The 15,169-nt window shown below is 68.9% G+C and carries 15 protein-coding genes; 11 read left to right on the forward strand and 4 right to left on the reverse strand.

The genetic code is table 11. The features are described from left to right. Positions 1-8: 8 nt before the first annotated feature. Positions 9-1,046, reverse strand: coding sequence for a YihY/virulence factor BrkB family protein (locus NR111_RS06560; protein ID WP_256820326.1), 1,038 nt, complete (start codon positions 1,044-1,046; stop codon positions 9-11). 362 nt (positions 1,047-1,408) lie between these two features. Between NR111_RS06560 and NR111_RS06565 the strand changes: the two genes are divergently transcribed. The 9 genes from NR111_RS06565 (at position 1,409) to NR111_RS06605 (ending at position 10,927) form a co-directional block, all read left to right on the forward strand. Next, on the forward strand, positions 1,409-2,629 hold the full coding sequence (locus tag NR111_RS06565) for a C4-dicarboxylate TRAP transporter substrate-binding protein (RefSeq protein WP_206474817.1): 1,221 nt from the start codon (positions 1,409-1,411) through the stop codon (positions 2,627-2,629). Continuing rightward, on the forward strand, positions 2,626-3,192 hold the full coding sequence (locus NR111_RS06570; protein ID WP_120284228.1) for a TRAP transporter small permease subunit: 567 nt from the start codon (positions 2,626-2,628) through the stop codon (positions 3,190-3,192). The genes NR111_RS06565 and NR111_RS06570 overlap by 4 nt, the downstream gene beginning before the upstream one ends. Continuing rightward, a complete protein-coding gene (locus tag NR111_RS06575; protein ID WP_120284230.1) occupies positions 3,185-4,687 on the forward strand; it encodes a TRAP transporter large permease in 1,503 nt (500 codons plus the stop codon). Before NR111_RS06570 ends, NR111_RS06575 begins: the two co-directional genes overlap by 8 nt. A gap of 68 nt (positions 4,688-4,755) precedes the next feature. Then, complete coding sequence (locus NR111_RS06580; RefSeq protein ID WP_120284232.1) at positions 4,756-5,913, forward strand: acyl-CoA dehydrogenase family protein; 1,158 nt, start codon at positions 4,756-4,758, stop codon at positions 5,911-5,913. 31 nt (positions 5,914-5,944) lie between these two features. Continuing rightward, positions 5,945-7,483, forward strand: a complete 1,539-nt coding sequence (locus tag NR111_RS06585; protein ID WP_154830562.1) for an acyl-CoA synthetase — start codon at positions 5,945-5,947, stop codon at positions 7,481-7,483. 42 nt (positions 7,484-7,525) lie between these two features. After that, positions 7,526-8,701: a thiolase family protein gene (locus tag NR111_RS06590; protein WP_120284236.1), complete on the forward strand. Its 1,176-nt coding sequence runs from the start codon at positions 7,526-7,528 to the stop codon at positions 8,699-8,701. 48 nt (positions 8,702-8,749) lie between these two features. Next, on the forward strand, positions 8,750-9,514 hold the full coding sequence (locus tag NR111_RS06595; RefSeq protein WP_185950724.1) for an SDR family NAD(P)-dependent oxidoreductase: 765 nt from the start codon (positions 8,750-8,752) through the stop codon (positions 9,512-9,514). 11 nt (positions 9,515-9,525) lie between these two features. Further along, the gene (locus NR111_RS06600; RefSeq protein WP_374210697.1) at positions 9,526-10,302 is read left to right on the forward strand and encodes a crotonase/enoyl-CoA hydratase family protein; all 777 of its coding nucleotides are present in this window, start codon (positions 9,526-9,528) and stop codon (positions 10,300-10,302) included. A 13-nt stretch (positions 10,303-10,315) separates the two neighbouring features. After that, the gene (locus NR111_RS06605; protein WP_154830560.1) at positions 10,316-10,927 is read left to right on the forward strand and encodes a TetR/AcrR family transcriptional regulator; all 612 of its coding nucleotides are present in this window, start codon (positions 10,316-10,318) and stop codon (positions 10,925-10,927) included. Between the two features lie 32 nt (positions 10,928-10,959). Here NR111_RS06605 and NR111_RS06610 read toward each other — a convergent pair whose 3' ends face one another. Further along, complete coding sequence (locus NR111_RS06610) at positions 10,960-12,033, reverse strand: YihY/virulence factor BrkB family protein (RefSeq protein WP_182636011.1); 1,074 nt, start codon at positions 12,031-12,033, stop codon at positions 10,960-10,962. A gap of 168 nt (positions 12,034-12,201) precedes the next feature. Between NR111_RS06610 and NR111_RS06615 the strand changes: the two genes are divergently transcribed. Together NR111_RS06615 and NR111_RS06620 are read left to right on the forward strand one after the other, a co-directional pair. After that, entirely contained in the window at positions 12,202-12,597 is a 396-nt protein-coding gene (locus NR111_RS06615) for a hypothetical protein (protein ID WP_119192591.1), read from the forward strand. 212 nt (positions 12,598-12,809) lie between these two features. Continuing rightward, a complete protein-coding gene (locus NR111_RS06620; RefSeq protein ID WP_256820328.1) occupies positions 12,810-13,934 on the forward strand; it encodes an NAD-dependent epimerase/dehydratase family protein in 1,125 nt (374 codons plus the stop codon). A 52-nt stretch (positions 13,935-13,986) separates the two neighbouring features. On the opposite strand, the gene NR111_RS06625 is transcribed toward NR111_RS06620, so the two are convergent. After that, positions 13,987-14,814: a 3'(2'),5'-bisphosphate nucleotidase CysQ gene (locus tag NR111_RS06625; RefSeq protein ID WP_256820329.1), complete on the reverse strand. Its 828-nt coding sequence runs from the start codon at positions 14,812-14,814 to the stop codon at positions 13,987-13,989. A gap of 43 nt (positions 14,815-14,857) precedes the next feature. Further along, positions 14,858-15,073 carry a hypothetical protein gene (locus NR111_RS06630; protein WP_067716955.1) on the reverse strand — a complete coding sequence of 72 codons (216 nt, stop codon included), beginning with the start codon at positions 15,071-15,073 and terminating at the stop codon, positions 14,858-14,860. Positions 15,074-15,169 lie beyond the last annotated feature (96 nt).

Here is a 15,169-nt window from a genome sequence, read left to right on the forward strand (position 1 = left end):
GCTCAACCCTACCGCCGCGAACGATCCGCCTCGGCCGCCTCCCCGGTGATGCCCGCTGCCGAGTGGTCCGAGGAGCCGAGTGCGCGGTCATCGAGTGCGTGGTCGTCGGGCACGCGGAGCAGCTCCCGATAGGCGGCGAGCATCTCCTCCCGTCGCCGGGCCTGGCGCTCGCTCGCGGCCGTCACCCGCGGGGTCACCAGTACCGCCTCCTCCGCGGAGATCCCCGCGCGCAACTGCCGCACACGCAGCACCTCCGCATCCAGCCGGACGCCGTAGACCACCGCCATGTTCACCAACCACAGCCACAGCAGGAAGACGATCACCCCCGCGAGAGATCCGTACACCTCGTTGAAGTTTCCGAACCTAGAGACGAAGAAGTTGAATCCGGCGGTGGCCACGCCGATGATCACCAGCGCCGCCGCCGCTCCGAGGGACACCCAGCTGAACCTGCGTCCCGACACATTGGGGGCGAACCGGTAGAGGATCGCCAGCGCGAGAACCGCCGACACCATCCCGGCCGGCCACTTGGCGATCTCCCATACGGCCAGTGCGGTGTCACCGAGGCCGATCCACCCGCCGACCGTCTCTGCGACGGGGCCGGTGAACACCAGGGCCAGACCGCCGACGACCACCAACGCGATGAGCAATGCCGTAAGCAGCGCCCCGGCGGGCATCAGCCGCCAGATGGGCCGCCCCTCCTCGACCCCGTACACGGCGTTCATCGCGCGGCCCAGCGCCCACACATAGCGTGAGGCCGACCACAGCGCCACGACCGTGCCCACGAGGAGTGCTGTCCCGGCGGCCGGCGTGGTCACCAACGCCTCGATCGGCCCGCGGACCGGGTCGAGCACGTCGGGCGGCGCGACGTCGGAGAGCATGTCCATGACGGCGTCGACGGTCCGGTTCCCCTGGCCGAACACGCCGAGCAGCGAGATCACCACCAGGATCGCCGGGAAGAGCGAGAGCACGCCGTAGAAGGTGAGCGAGCCCGCGAGATCGGGGCCGCGGTCGCGCAGGAACTCCCCCACGGACCGCACGAGTACCATTCGGACGGTCCGCAATCCTCTGCGGGCAGTCGCCGCGGGCCCTCCGGATGTCGTCATGTCCCGATTGTGACTGCTGTCGGCGCTCATCCCGCGTGGGCGCGCCACACGCCGCGCCCACCACGACCATCCGCCTGGGCATCTGAGTGCCTGGTGCTGCGTGCTGCGTGCCGCAATGCGCAATCCATGACAATGATTGTCTTGACAAGACGTCAACGCCCGATTAACTTAACGAACGTTCGAAACGTGACCTGGATTACATCGCTTTCGCAGCTGATCGACCAGTTCGACCCGCCCCCTCAGGCCATCCATCAGGACCCCGGACGCCCCTTCGAGCGCCCGGCCCGGAACCAGAAGGATCCCCGATGCCCACCAGCACCCGAAGCCGCGTGGCCCGACGCGCAGCGCTCGCCCTGACGATGATCGGATCGCTCGTCGCCACGGGCTGCACCGGCGGCCACCGCATCACCGGCGACAGCATCGAGACGATGGAGCCGATCACACTGCGCTACGGCGACTACACGACCGTCTCCTCGGCTGGCCCCTTCCGCGACTTCGCCGCGCAGGTCGAGGAAGAGACCGGCGGGAAGATCACCTTCGACGAGTACTGGGGCGGCAGCCTGGTCAAGGGCGCCGACATGGCGCAGGGGGTCCGCGGCGGGATCGTGGACATGGGCATGTTCACCCCGAGTTACTACCCGTCAGAGTTCCCCATGACCGACTGGACCTCCCAGATGGCCAGCGTCGTCGAGCCGGAGTACCCGCTCGGCATGATGCAGGCCTTCGCCGGCGGCAGCGAGTTCGCGCTCACCAATCCGCTGATCGAGAAGCAGTTCTCGGACCAGGACATCAAGCTGCTGTTCACCTGGACCCCGTCGACCAACTACCACCTCGTGTGCAAAGAGCCCGTCAACAGCCTCGAGGAGGCCCGCGGCAAGCGGGTTCGCAGCGGCGGCGCCTTCAACTACGGCGAGATCGAAGCGCTCGGAATGGTCCCGGTGACCCTTCCGACCGGCGAGATCTACGAGGGCCTGCAGCGCGGGGTGATCGACTGCTCCCTGGCTAACGGCAAGATCATGATCGCCCTCGGCCTGTGGGAGGTCGCAAAACACTACGTCGACATCCCGTTCTCGAGCTACACGCAGTACGTGATCATGAACAAGAACGTCTGGGACAAGCTCCCCGAGGACGCCCGTCAGGTCATCGACGAGGCCCGGGAGACGTGGTTCGAGGGCTACCTCCGCGAGGAGGGGATCATCCTTCAACAGCGCCTGCTGGCCGAGGGCGCGGACATGGGCGTGAACTTCTACGACGTCGCCCCCGGACTCCAGGACACCCTCGAGGCCTACCAGGAGGAGTCGCTGCGTTCCCTGCCGGACCGCGCACCAGAGGGCCTAGAGGATCCCGAGGGAACTGTCGAGCGGTACCGCCAGATCATGGCCGACTGGAAGACCCGGCTGGAGGACATGGGATACGACGACCCGGCCCTCGCCGAGATCCCGGACGATCCCGAAACCGTGGAGATCGACCTGGACCCCTACATGCAGACGGTTCGGTCGGAGATCTTCGACCGCACCGCACCGTGACCCCCTCAGACCGGTTGGAGAACATGATGGACACCACCACCACCGTTGCGGAGCGACTCGTTCCGGGACAGCGGGCCCTCTCCCGGGTGCTGTACGCGTGTGCCGTGATCGCGGGGATCGCCACCTTGGTCCTGGCGCTGCACATCGCCGCGGACGTCAGCTCCCGCAACCTGACGGGCGCCCCCCTGTCCGGCACGCTCGAAATCACCCAAAACTGGTCGATGGTCCTCATCGTGATGCTCGCTATGGGGTACGCGGAGCAGATCGGCGAGCACATCAACGCCACCATCCTCACCCAGTACCTCGACCCCGTCTCGCGTTGGTGGTCGGACCTGGTCGTCAAGGGTCTGATGTTCCTGTTCGTCTGTGCACTGACCTACTACTCGATCACCGCGGCGGTCTTCGCCGTCGAGGTCCAGCAGGTCGCCCTCGGGGCGATCACCATCCCGATCTGGCCGGTCAAGATCGTCCTCGCAATCGGATTCGCCCTGTTCGCCCTCCAGCTCCTGGTGTCGATCATCAGCCTGTTGACCAACGACCGTCCGAGGAAGTCCCATGTCTGACACCACCCTCGCCACCGACTACACCGGCCTAGAACCGGACGACGACCTCGGCGCCCCGGAACCGAACCGCAACCTCATCCGGGCCTACTGGGGCAACTTCGGCTTCTCGCTGATCATCGCCGCGGTCATCCTGTTCACACCGAACCTGCCAGACCTCATGGTCGGCCTCCTGACGATCGTGCTGTCGATCGTCGCCATGGTCGCCGGTATCCACGTGGGGATCGCGATCATGGGCGCCGGTGCGGTCGGCCTGTGGAAGCTAGCGGGCACAAGCGCCGTCGCAGTCACGTTCGAGGACGTCCCCTTCACCTCCGCCGCCAGCTGGAGCCTGTCCGTCATCCCGCTGTTCATCCTCATGGGCGTGGCGATGGGCCGGTTCAACCTGACCGGAAAACTGTTCACCTCGGCCCAGGCCTGGCTCGGCCGGCTGCCCGGTGGACTGGCGGTCTCGACCAACTTCGCCGGCGCCGGACTGGCGGCCTCGAGCGGTAGCTCGATCGCGATCTCCTACGCCCTGGGCCGCACGACCATCCCCGAGATGCTCCGTGCCGGATACAAGCCGTCCCTGGCGACCGGCGTGGTCGCCATGTCCGGCACCTTGGGAATGCTCATCCCGCCGAGTGTGGTGCTGGTGATCTACGCCGGTGTCGCCGAGACGCCCGTCGGCCCGCAGTTGCTCGCCGCGCTCATCCCGGGACTGATCACGGCGATGGCGTACGCGACCCTCATCGTCGTCAGGTGCACCATCGACCCGACCCTCGCGCCCCGGTCGACCACCCACTACACCTGGGGCCAGCGGATCCGGTCCCTCGGGGACATCACCCCGGTCGCGTTGATCCTCATCCTCATCATCGGTGGCATGTACACCGGAATCTTCACGCCCACCGAGGCCGGGGCCTTCGGTGCGATCGCGGCAATCCTGCTGGGTTGGCTGTTCGGTGACGACCGTTCCGTCGGACACCTCGTGCGGACGGTGCTGACCTCGCTCCGCGAGACCGCGGCCGGCGTCGCCTCGATCTTCCTGCTCCTCATGGGCGTGCACGTGCTCACCCGCGTGGTGGCCTTGTCCGGGGTCGCCAACTGGCTCACCGACACGATCACCTCGCTGGGACTGAGCCGGACCCTGTTCCTCGTCGGACTGATCTTCGTGTTCCTCATCCTGGGCATGTTCATGGACGGCCTGGCGATGATCCTGCTCACGGTCCCGATCCTCATGCCGGTGCTCGACACCTACGACATCAGCCTCCTGTGGTTCGGCGTGTTCATGGTGATCCTCGTCGAGCTCGCGCTGGTCACCCCTCCGATCGGCATGCTCAGTTACATCGTTCACCGGATCGCGTCGAACCCCGAGGTCAACCTGGGGGTGACCGTGCGACTGTCCGACGTGTTCAAGGGAGTGGCCTGGTTCGTGGCCACCAGCGCCGTGATCCTCCTCGCCCTGATCTTCTTCCCCGACATCGCCCTCTGGCTGCCCAATTCCTCCGCCGCGGAGTGACCGGGTCATCGCCACACGCCACGGCCAGACACCACCAGACACCAGCAACACGAACCTCAGGAGTACACATGCAGCGGACGATCTTCACCCGAGAGCAGGACGAGTTCCGCCAATTGGTGCGTGACTTCATCGCCAAGGAGGTCGCCCCCCACCGCGAGGAGTGGGACGAGCTCGGCAGGCCCCCGCGCGAGTTCTTCCACAAGCTCGGCGAGCTCGGCATCCTAGGCGTCCAGGTCCCCGAGGAGTTCGGGGGCGGCGGCGAGACGAGCTTCAAGTACAGCGCGATCGTGTTCGAGGAGGTCGCCCGAGCGGGAGTGTCCTTCGGCTCGTACACCGTGCACTGCTGCCTGATCCTGCCGTACCTCATGGAGTACGGGACGCCCGAGCAGCTGCAGCGGTGGCTGCCGGCCTTCGCCTCCGGCGAGCTGATGACCGCCATCGCCATGACCGAGCCCGGTACCGGGTCGGACCTGGCGAACATCTCCACCACCGCCAAGCTCAGTGCCGACGGCACCCACTACGTCGTCAACGGTTCCAAGACGTTCATCACCGGCGGCGTGACCGCGGACATGATCCTCACGGTCTGCCGTACCTCACCGTTCGACCCGGACAACCGCCGTCACGGCCTGTCCATCCTCTGCGTCCCCACCGACTCCGAGGGCTTCGCCGTGGGCCGCAAGCTCGACAAGATCGGTCTGCGCCAGCAGGACACCGCGGAGCTGTCGTACAACGACGTCAAGGTGCCGGTCGAGAACCTCCTCGGCGAGAAGGACGCGGCGTTCTCCTACCTCACCCACAACCTCCCGCAGGAACGCCTGAGCATCGCGCTCAACGCGGTCTCCCAGTCCGAGGCCGCGCTGCGGCTGGCCACCGACTACACGCGTGAACGCAACGTCTTCGGCAAACCCGTCTCGAGCTTCCAGAACACCAAGTTCGTGCTGGCGGAGTGCGCAACCGAGGTCGAGGTGGCCCGCGTCTACGTGGATCACTGCCTGGAGTTGCTCGACCGGGGCGAGCTCACCGTGGCGGACGCCGCCAAGGCCAAGCTCCACGCCACCGAGATGGCCGCGCGTGTGATCGACCGGTGCCTGCAGCTGCACGGCGGGTACGGCTACATCACCGAGTACCCCATCGCCCGCCTCTACACGGACACCCGCGTCTCCCGGATCTACGGCGGAACCAGCGAGGTCATGAAGACCATCATCGCCAAGAGCCTCGGGCTCTGACGCTCCGCGCGGACACCACAGGAGGACATCTATGTATCCAGGAAAATGGGCCGCGTCCACTCCGGACAAGCCCGCAGTCATCGAGGACGCCACCGGTCGGGTGATGACCTACGCCCAGCTCGAGGAACGATCGGCCCGATTCGTTAACTGGCTCCTGGCACAGGGGCTCAAGCCGGGCGATCACATCGCCGCGCTCTCGGTCAACGACGCCACCGTGTTTGAGCTCTACTGGGGCGCGATGCGTTGCGGCCTGTACTTCACGATGGTCAACACCCACCTGGCCACCGACGAGGTCGCCTACATCGTCGGCGACAGCGGCGCCCGGGTCCTCGTGGTGTCCGCACCACTGGCCGAGCTCGGCGAGGCGATCGTCGAACAGTCGCCCCACGTGGAGCACCGGCTGGCCTTCGGCGGCGAGATCCCCGGCCACCTCGACTACGAGGCGGCCGTGGGAAGCATGCCCAGCACCCCGCCGGCAGATCAACCGCGCGGCGCGGACATGCTCTACTCCTCGGGCACAACCGGACGCCCCAAGGGCATCAAGCCGGCCCTCGACGGCGCACAGGTGGGCGACGAGCCCGGCCCCAACGTCATCGCCCGGATGAAGATCAACTACGACTTCAACCCGGACACGGTGTACCTCTCGCCAGCGCCCGTCTACCACGCGGCCCCGCTGCGCTACGCCACCGGAACCCAGGCACACGGCGGCACCGTAATCCTCATGGACCACTTCGACCCCGAGAACTGCCTGGCCGCCATCGAGAAGTACGGCGTCACCCACAGCCAGTGGGTGCCCACCCACTTCATCCGCATGCTCCGCCTCCCCGAGGAAGTGCGCGAGGCCTACGATGTCTCGTCACTCGAGGTGGCCATCCATGCCGCGGCCCCGTGCCCGATCGAGGTCAAGGAGGCCATGCTGGACTGGTGGGGCCCGGTGGTCTACGAGTACTACTCCTCCACCGAGTCCAACGGCACCACCACGATCGCCCCCGAGGAGTGGCGGCGTAAGCCCGGCAGCGTCGGCCGCGTGGGCAAGGGGTCCCCCGCCATCCTCCACGTCTGCGACGAACTGGGCCGCGAACTGCCTGCCGGGGAGACCGGCTGGATCTACTTCGAACGGCACGACTACGCCTTCGAATACCACAACGATCCCGAGAAGACCGCCGAGACGCGGCACCCCGACCACCCCGAGTGGACCACCCTCGGCGACATCGGACATGTCGACGACGAGGGCTTCCTTTACCTCACCGACCGCGCCAAGTTCACCATCATCTCGGGCGGGGTCAACATCTACCCGCAGGAGATCGAGAACTGCATCGCCGTGCACCCGGACGTCATCGACGTCGCAGTGATCGGCGTTCCGGACGAGGTGATGGGACAGACCGTCAAGGCCGTGGTCCAGCTCGCCCCGGGTGTTGAACCGACCGATGCGACGGCCGACGCCATCAAACAGCACTGCCTCGACCGGATCGCCCGCTACAAGTGCCCTCGCACGGTGGCGTTCACCGAGGTCATCCCCCGCACCCAGACCGGGAAGTTGGTCAAGGGGCGCCTCGACGCCTCCGTCTGACCTGCCCGCCCCACCCTCACCCTCATCCGAATCGGAGATTCCGTGCCGAACGCAGTCATCATCGACGCCGTCCGCTCCCCCATGGGCCGCGGCAAGGCCGGCGGCGCCCTCGCCGATCTGCACCCTGTCGATCTCCTCGCCCAGATCCTCTCCGGGCTCGCCGAACGCACCGGCCTCGACACCGCACTCGTCGAGGACGTCATCGTGGGCGTCGTCAGCCAGGTCGGTGAGCAGTCCGGCACCGTCGGACGTCAGGCCGCCCTCGCCGCGGGCTTCCCCGAGCACGTCCCCGGCGTCACCGTCGAGCGCAAGTGCGGCTCGAGCCAGCAGGCCGTGGACTTCGCCGTCCAGGGTGTGGTCGCCGGCGCCTATGACGTGGTGATCGCCGCCGGACTGGAATCGATGAGCCGCGTCCCCATGGGGGTCAACAAGCTCGACAAGGACCCCTACGGTCCGGTCGTCCACGAGCGGTACCCGGGCCTGACCAATCAGGGCGTGGCCGCCGAACTCGTGGCCGGGAAGTGGGGGCTGTCCCGTGAGCAGCTGGACGACTACTCGGCCCGCTCCCATGAGCGCGCGGACGCCGCGCGGTCAGGCGGATGGTTCGACGACGAGATCGTGCCCGTGACCACGCCGGCGGGAGTCGTGGACACCGACGAGTCGATCCGACCGGGCACCACCTCCGAGAAGTTGGCCGGCTTGCGCACGGCATTCGATTCCGAGAGCGCTCGAGCCGAGCGGCCCGACGTGGACTGGAAGGTCACGGCCGGTAACTCCTCCCAGATCACTGACGGCGCAGCCGCGATGCTCATCATGAACGAGGACGTCGCGAAGTCCCTGGGACTGACCCCGATCGCGAGGATCGTGGCCTCCGCCGTCGTCGCCGATGACCCCGTCCTCATGCTGACCGGCCCGATCCCCGCCACCCACAAAGCTCTCGACCGCGCCGGGATGACCGTCGCCGACCTCGACACCTACGAGGTCAACGAGGCGTTCGCCTCGGTACCCCTGGCCTGGCGGTACGAGTTCGGAGCCGACGACGCCAAGCTCAACCCCGTCGGCGGCGCGGTGGCGCTCGGGCACCCGCTGGGAGCCTCCGGGATCCGCATCATGACCACGATGATCCACCACCTGCGTCGCACCGGCGGACGCTACGGGCTCCAGACGATGTGCGAGGCCGGCGGCATGGCCAACGCCACCGTCGTCGAAGCGCTCTGACCGCCTTCTCCTTGTGACCCCCTTTTCTTGTAGAGAGAGGTAAGACCGATGAATCTGACCAATGCGAGCGCCCTGGTGACCGGCGGGGCCTCCGGCCTCGGCCGGGCCACCGTCGCCCGTCTCGTCGACGCCGGCGTCCCCACCATCCTGGTGGACCTGCCGTCTTCCGACGGGCAGCAGGTGGCCGACGGGTTCGGTGACCTCGTCACGTTCGCCCCCGCCGACGTCGCCGATCCCGAGCAGGTCACCGCGGCTGTCCGGAGTGCAGCCGAGCGCGCCCCCCTGCGCGCGGTCGTGCACTGCGCGGGCATCGGCCGGACCGTCCGGGTGGTGGACCGCGAGGGCGAGCCGGGTTCGCTGGAGGACTTCGAGCTCGTCGTCCGCGTGAACCTCCTGGGCTCGTTCAACGTCCTGCGGATCGCCGCGGCGGAGATGGCGAAGAACGAACCGACCGACGGCGAGCGCGGCGTGATCGTGATGACCGCCTCCGTGGCCGCATGGGAGGGCCAGATCGGGCAGATGCCCTACTCGGCGTCCAAGGCCGGCATCGTCGGGATGACGATCGTCGCCGCCCGCGACCTCGCCCGCCGCCAGATCCGCGTCAACACGATCGCCCCCGGCATCTTCGAGACCCCGATCTTCGACCGCCATCCCGCGGAGCTCGTCGAGGGTCTGGCCGCGCAGATCCCGCACCCCTCGCGTCTCGGCAAGCCCGACGAGTACGCCAAGCTCGCCCTGCACGTGGTGGACAACGCCATGATCAACGGCGAGACCATCCGCATCGACGGCGCGATCCGGATGGCCCCCAAGTGAGCGGCCCGCAGGTGAGCGCGACCGTGGTGGACCGGGTTCACGTCGAGGAGACCGACGGCGTCCTGGTGGTGACCATCGACCGCCAGCACGCGCGTAACTCCATCAACCGGGCCACCTCGGAGGCGATCGCTGCGGCGATGGCCGAGCTGGACCGGCGTGACGACCTCACCGCCGGAGTGATCGCCGGCGCGGGATCCGTCTTCTGTGCCGGGATGGACCTGAAGGCCTTCATCGCTGGGGAGAACGTCTCACTACCCGAGCTCGGCTTCGCGGGCCTGGTGGAGAAGCCCCCGGCAAAACCGCTCATCGCGGCGGTCGACGGTCCGGCGCTGGGCGGCGGTTTCGAGATCGTCCTGTCCTGCGATCTGGTCGTGGCGTCGGAGAACGCCTCCTTCGGCCTCCCCGAGGTCAGGCGTGGTCTCCTGGCGGGCGCGGGCGGCCTGCTCCGGCTCCCCCGACGCATTCCGTATCAGCTGGCGATGGAAGCCGCCCTGACCGGCCAACCGATCGACGCCGAGACCGCCCGGGGCGCCGGCCTGGTCAACCGGCTCGTCCCGGCGGGTGAGGCGACCGCCGCCGCCGTGGAATTGGCCAAAGCGATCGCCGCGAACGCCCCGCTTGCCGTGCGGGCATCCAAAGAGATCATGGCCCGGTCGCGCGAGTGGAACTCCGAGGAGGAATTCGACAAGATGAGAGATATCTACCTCCCGGTCCGGTCGTCGAACGACGCCCGCGAAGGGGCGCTCGCCTTCAAGGAGAAGCGGGCTCCACGGTGGACGGCGACCTGAGAGGACCGACACGATGACCAGTGGCACGGTGCAGCACGACCTCCTGGCGGTCGCCCGCCGGGAGTTCGTGGAACACGGCTACGGGGGCGCATCGATCCGGTCGATCGCACAGAAGACCGGGGTGAGCCTGTCGGCGATGTATTACCACTACGCCAGTAAGCAGGAGCTGCTGGCGGCCATGCTCAACGCGGGGATGGACTCCTTCGAGGGGCGCGTGACCGAGGAGTTCGAGGCCAAGGACTCGACCCCCACCGGCCGGCTCCTGGGCTTCGTCGCCTCACTGGTCCGGTTCCGCACGCTCGAGCAGGAACAGTCCCAGCTGGTCCAAACCGAAACCCGTAACCTCGAGCCGAAGCACCTCGCGGCCTATCGGGAGCGACAGCGGCAGTCCAGTGAGCCGCTGCGACAGGCGGTCGCCGACGGCGTCGCGAGCGGCGAGTTCTGCACCCGATTCCCCGAGGACTCCTACCGGTCCATCCTGGGCATGTGCAACGCGATCGCCCACTGGTACGAGCCGGACGGCGACTTGGCGGTCGAGGAGATCGTCCACCGCTACCAAGAACTCGCACTGGGCGTGGTTTACCACCGGGATGTCACCGTCCCTGCCCCCCTGAAACCGGGCTAGCCGGGCCGAAGGCCAGTCGGGCCGGGCGGGCGTCAGTCGCGGTGGCGGGCCTGGTCGACCTGGGCCTCGCGTCGGACGTCTGCAGCCTCGTCGATGGCCTTCTGCTGCTTCTCGGCCGCCTTGTCGCTGGCAGTGGTGTCGCGCGGCGGGAGCTGGATGGTCTCCTCGGCGTGCATGCCCGCCTGGAGCTCACGGGCGCGCTCCATCTCGGCGTCCACCTCGGCACCGAACAGGAAGGCGTTGTTGGTGATCCACAGCCAGAGCAGGAAGACGATGACGCCGGCCAGCGAACCGTAGGTCGCGTTGTAGCTGCCGAAGTTGGACACGTAGAAGAAGAAGCCGACGGTCGCGAGGCCCCACACCACCAGCGCGACCACCGCGCCGAGCGAGATCCAGCGGAACTTGGGCTGCTTCACGTTGGGGGCGAACCCGTAGAGGACCGCGAGGATGACGACGACGACGAGGACCAGCGCCGGCCACTTGGCGATGCCCCAGACGGTGACCGCCGTCGAGCCGAGACCGATGAGGTCCCCCACCCACTCGGCGATCGGCCCGCTGACGACCAACATCACGCCGGCCAGGGCGACCAGGATCAGCAGCACGGCGGTGAGCAGGATCATCAGGGGCTTGAGCTTCCAGAAGGGGCGCCCCTCCTCGACCTCGTAGATGCGGTTCATGGCGCGACCGAAGGCGCCCACGTATCCGGAGGCCGTCCAGAGCGCGCCGAGAATACCGGTGATCAGGGCGATCCCGGCGGCCGGAGTGTTGACCAGTCCCTCGATCGGCCCGCGGAGTTCGTTGAGGGTCTGCTCCGGTACCGAACCCTCGACGAGGCCCATCACCGCGTCGACCGTGGCCTGCCCCTGGCCGAACACACCGAGCAGCGAGACCACGGCGAGAAGCGCCGGGAACAACGAGAGAACGGCGAAGTAGGTGAGCGATGCCGCGAGGTCGGTGCAGTTGTCCTTGGAGAACTCCCCGGCGGCGCGTTTGAGGCCGACCTTCCAGGCGCCACCGGTGAGCTTGGTGGGCGACTCGGGCTTGCCGGTGTCGGGGTCGGCATCCGTGTGGGGCTTGTCGGTGATGTCGCGGCTGCTCGTACTCATACCAAGCACCTTTCCACCACCGGGCCTCCCCCGCATCCGGCCCGGCCGTCCCCCCGCGGGATTACGGACGCCGCTCTGTGCGTTACCCTCTTTGATGTCACGTCACCAAAGTGTCGTATCAACAACTTCGATTTCGTCGACCGTCACCGCACCAGAGGGAGAAACACAGTGAGTCTGTCCAACGCCATCCTCCGTGGAGTCACCGGGGCCTTCGTCCTCAACTCCGGCCTGAGCAAGCGCGGCATGCCGACCGAGGCCGCCCAGGGTCTACAAGGCTTCGCCGCGACGGGAGTGCCCGCCGTGAACAACATGGATCCCGATTCCTTCGGCAAGTTCGTCGCCTACTCCGAGATCGGGATCGGCGCCGCCCTCCTCACCCCGGTCGTGCCCCGCCAGATCGCCGGCGCCGCCCTCGGCGTCTTCTCCGCCGGCCTGCTCGCGATGTACTTCCGCAACCCCACCATGACCGAGGCCGACGGCATCCGCCCCAGCCAGGAGGGCATGTCCCTGGCCAAGGACGCGTTCATGGCCGCCATCGCCGGCGCGCTGGTCACCGACCGGTAGCCTCCCCCGCCGGCGGGCTCGACACCCCCGGCACCCGGCGCCGCCGGCGCTACGGCACCCGGCCCTGCCGGCGCGACGGCCCGGTCCCGCATCACGCGGGGCCGGGCCGCTCGCGTTCCCGGCACACGCGCGTTCCCGGCACACGCGCGGACACCTGCCACACGCACCCCGGACCGGATGCGCGGCCCACGCGGGTCGCCGACCATGGTGCGATGACGCAGAACCCGGAATCCGATACCCCGGCCCGCCGGATGCGGATAGTCGTCACCGGTGCCAGCGGCAACGTCGGCACCCCGCTCGTGCGGCGTCTGCTCTCCGACGGGCACGACGTGGTGGGACTGTGCCGCCGGATCCCCCCGGCCACGCCGCCCTACGACGGCGCGCGGTGGCATCGGGTGGACCTGTCGTACGCCCGCGCGGAGGACCTGGTGGAGGTCTTCCGCGGCGCGGACGCGGTGATCCACCTGGCCTGGGGCTTCCAACCGACCCGCGACGTCGACCACCACCGCCGACTGGGCGTCGGGGGGACCGCCGCGGTCGTCAACGCCTGCCGCCTGGCGGGAGTGCCGCATCTCGTGCACCAGTCCTCCGTGGGCGCCTACGCCCCGGTGTCCGACGGCGGCCCCGGGGTGTCCGTGGACACCCGCGTCAGTGAGGGCGTCGAGCTGGGTGGCGTTCCGACCGCCGCCTACAACCACCACAAGACCGCCGCCGAGCACCTGCTCGACCAGCATGAGCGCGAACATCCGGGAACCCCGACGATCGCCCGCATGCGGGCCGCGTTCATCGTGCACGGCGAGGCCGCCTCGGGCCTGGTGCGCTACTTCAGCCCCGCCTTCGCACCGGTCCGGCTGATCCGGGCCCTGCCGGTCCTGCCCGTGGACCGTCGCCTCACCGTCCCCCTGGTCCACGGCGACGACATGGCCTCGACACTCGCCGCCGCGGCCACGACCGGCGCGCAGGGCGCGTTCAACATCGCGGCCGAACCGCCCGTCACGCGCGACATGATCGCCCGCGAGCTCGGTGCCGTTCCGGTCGGGCTCCCGTTCGGGATCCTGCGGAGGCTGGTGCACGTCAGCTGGCTGCTCCACCTCCAACCGCTCAGCATCGGCTGGGTGGACCTCGCGTTCGGCGTCCCACTCATGCACACCACCCGGGCCCGCGCGGAGCTCGGCTGGCACCCCACGGTCGCGGCCGACGAGGCCCTGCGCGAACTCGTCGACGCCATCGCCGCCGGACGGGCAGGAACGTCCCCTCCCCTGCGCCCGCGGACCCTGCGGGACGCGCTGGCCTCACTGCGCCGCGGCGGCCCCGTCGACGTCAGGCGCCTCCCCTGACAGACGCGGGCCCGCCGTTGACGACCGCCCGCACAGGCCCGCCGCGTCGTAACTAGCGCTTCGCCGCGCCCTCGTCCGCGATGGCACCGAGGATCGCGTCCGCCAGGTCGGCGCGGCACACGACGAGGTCCGGCAGGTAGGTGTCGGACACGTTGTACTCCAGCGGGGTGCCGTCGATCCGCACCGCGACGAACCCGCGGGCCAACGCCACCCCGGCCGGCGCCGCGGAGTCCCACTGGTACTGCCCGCCGGCGTGGATGTAGGCGTCCGCCTCACCGCGGACGACGGCCGCCGTCTTGGCCCCGGCCGACCCCAGCGGCACGAGATCCCCGCCCACCGCCTCGGCGACCGCATCCGCGAATCGCGGCGGGCGGGAGGCCGAGAGGACGATCCGCGGTCGGGAGCCCGTTCGCGGGGGAAGAAGGCCACCCCCGTCGACCCCGCCGTTGCCCACGGGTGCGGCGTAGACCTCGTCGTCGTCGACCCCCGACACCACTCCGAGCGCCGGGAGCCCGACCGCCGCGGCGGTGAGTCGCGACAACGCCGGGTCCCCCGCGCGCTCCCACAGGGCGACGTGGACGGCCCAGTCCGGCCGGTCGCCGAGGCCGTACTCGCGGGTGCCGTCGACGGGGTCGATGATCCACACGCGGTCGGCGTCCACTCGGGCGAGATCGTCGGCGGACTCCTCCGACAGGACCGCGTCGTCCGGGCGCGCGGCGGCGAGCCGTTCGAGGAGCAGCGTGTTGGCGCGGCGGTCGCCGATGTCGCCGAGCTCCCGTCCGGTGGGGCCGGAGGAGCGCAGGTCCACCAGCAGTCTCCCGGCCTCGATGGCGAGGTCGACGGCGAGTTGCTGGTCCGGGGTACGTGTGGCGGCGGTCATGCCCCCAGCCTAGGAGGCGCACTCCGGGCGCGGCGCGGGACGCCTACCGACGGCGCGACCGCAGCCCCCGGCGCCGGCCACTCCCGTACTGGCGGACGACGCGGGCGGGCTCGTCCGGACACCGGTGCGCGTCGGCCGCGACCCGGGCCGCGCCCCGGGACGGCAGGACACCGCTGCGGGCGTCGCAGCGGTGACAGCCCCAGACCGCGCCGTCGGCCGTCTCCTCGACGTAGCACTGCCGCTGTCCGACCTCGTTCATCGTTCCCCCCGGGAGAAACTGCGCCAACCTCCAGCCGGCACGTAGATCGCTATTGTGTCATAAATTTTTACTACTGGACAACGAAAACATCACTGC

The organism is Dietzia sp. Die43 (assembly GCF_024519835.1).
Taxonomy (GTDB): domain Bacteria; phylum Actinomycetota; class Actinomycetes; order Mycobacteriales; family Mycobacteriaceae; genus Dietzia; species Dietzia kunjamensis.

What these genes read in the sequence shown, in the direction of transcription:
- NR111_RS06560 (WP_256820326.1), bottom strand. Translation starts at nt 1,046, where the DNA reads ATGGTACTCGTGCGGTCCGTGGGGGAGTTCCTGCGCGACCGCGGCCCC.
- NR111_RS06565 (WP_206474817.1), top strand. Translation starts at nt 1,409, where the DNA reads ATGCCCACCAGCACCCGAAGCCGCGTGGCCCGACGCGCAGCGCTCGCC.
- NR111_RS06575 (WP_120284230.1), top strand. Translation starts at nt 3,185, where the DNA reads ATGTCTGACACCACCCTCGCCACCGACTACACCGGCCTAGAACCGGAC.
- NR111_RS06580 (WP_120284232.1), top strand. Translation starts at nt 4,756, where the DNA reads ATGCAGCGGACGATCTTCACCCGAGAGCAGGACGAGTTCCGCCAATTG.
- NR111_RS06585 (WP_154830562.1), top strand. Translation starts at nt 5,945, where the DNA reads ATGTATCCAGGAAAATGGGCCGCGTCCACTCCGGACAAGCCCGCAGTC.
- NR111_RS06595 (WP_185950724.1), top strand. Translation starts at nt 8,750, where the DNA reads ATGAATCTGACCAATGCGAGCGCCCTGGTGACCGGCGGGGCCTCCGGC.
- NR111_RS06605 (WP_154830560.1), top strand. Translation starts at nt 10,316, where the DNA reads ATGACCAGTGGCACGGTGCAGCACGACCTCCTGGCGGTCGCCCGCCGG.
- NR111_RS06610 (WP_182636011.1), bottom strand. Translation starts at nt 12,033, where the DNA reads ATGAGTACGAGCAGCCGCGACATCACCGACAAGCCCCACACGGATGCC.
- NR111_RS06620 (WP_256820328.1), top strand. Translation starts at nt 12,810, where the DNA reads ATGACGCAGAACCCGGAATCCGATACCCCGGCCCGCCGGATGCGGATA.
- NR111_RS06625 (WP_256820329.1), bottom strand. Translation starts at nt 14,814, where the DNA reads ATGACCGCCGCCACACGTACCCCGGACCAGCAACTCGCCGTCGACCTC.
- NR111_RS06630 (WP_067716955.1), bottom strand. Translation starts at nt 15,073, where the DNA reads ATGAACGAGGTCGGACAGCGGCAGTGCTACGTCGAGGAGACGGCCGAC.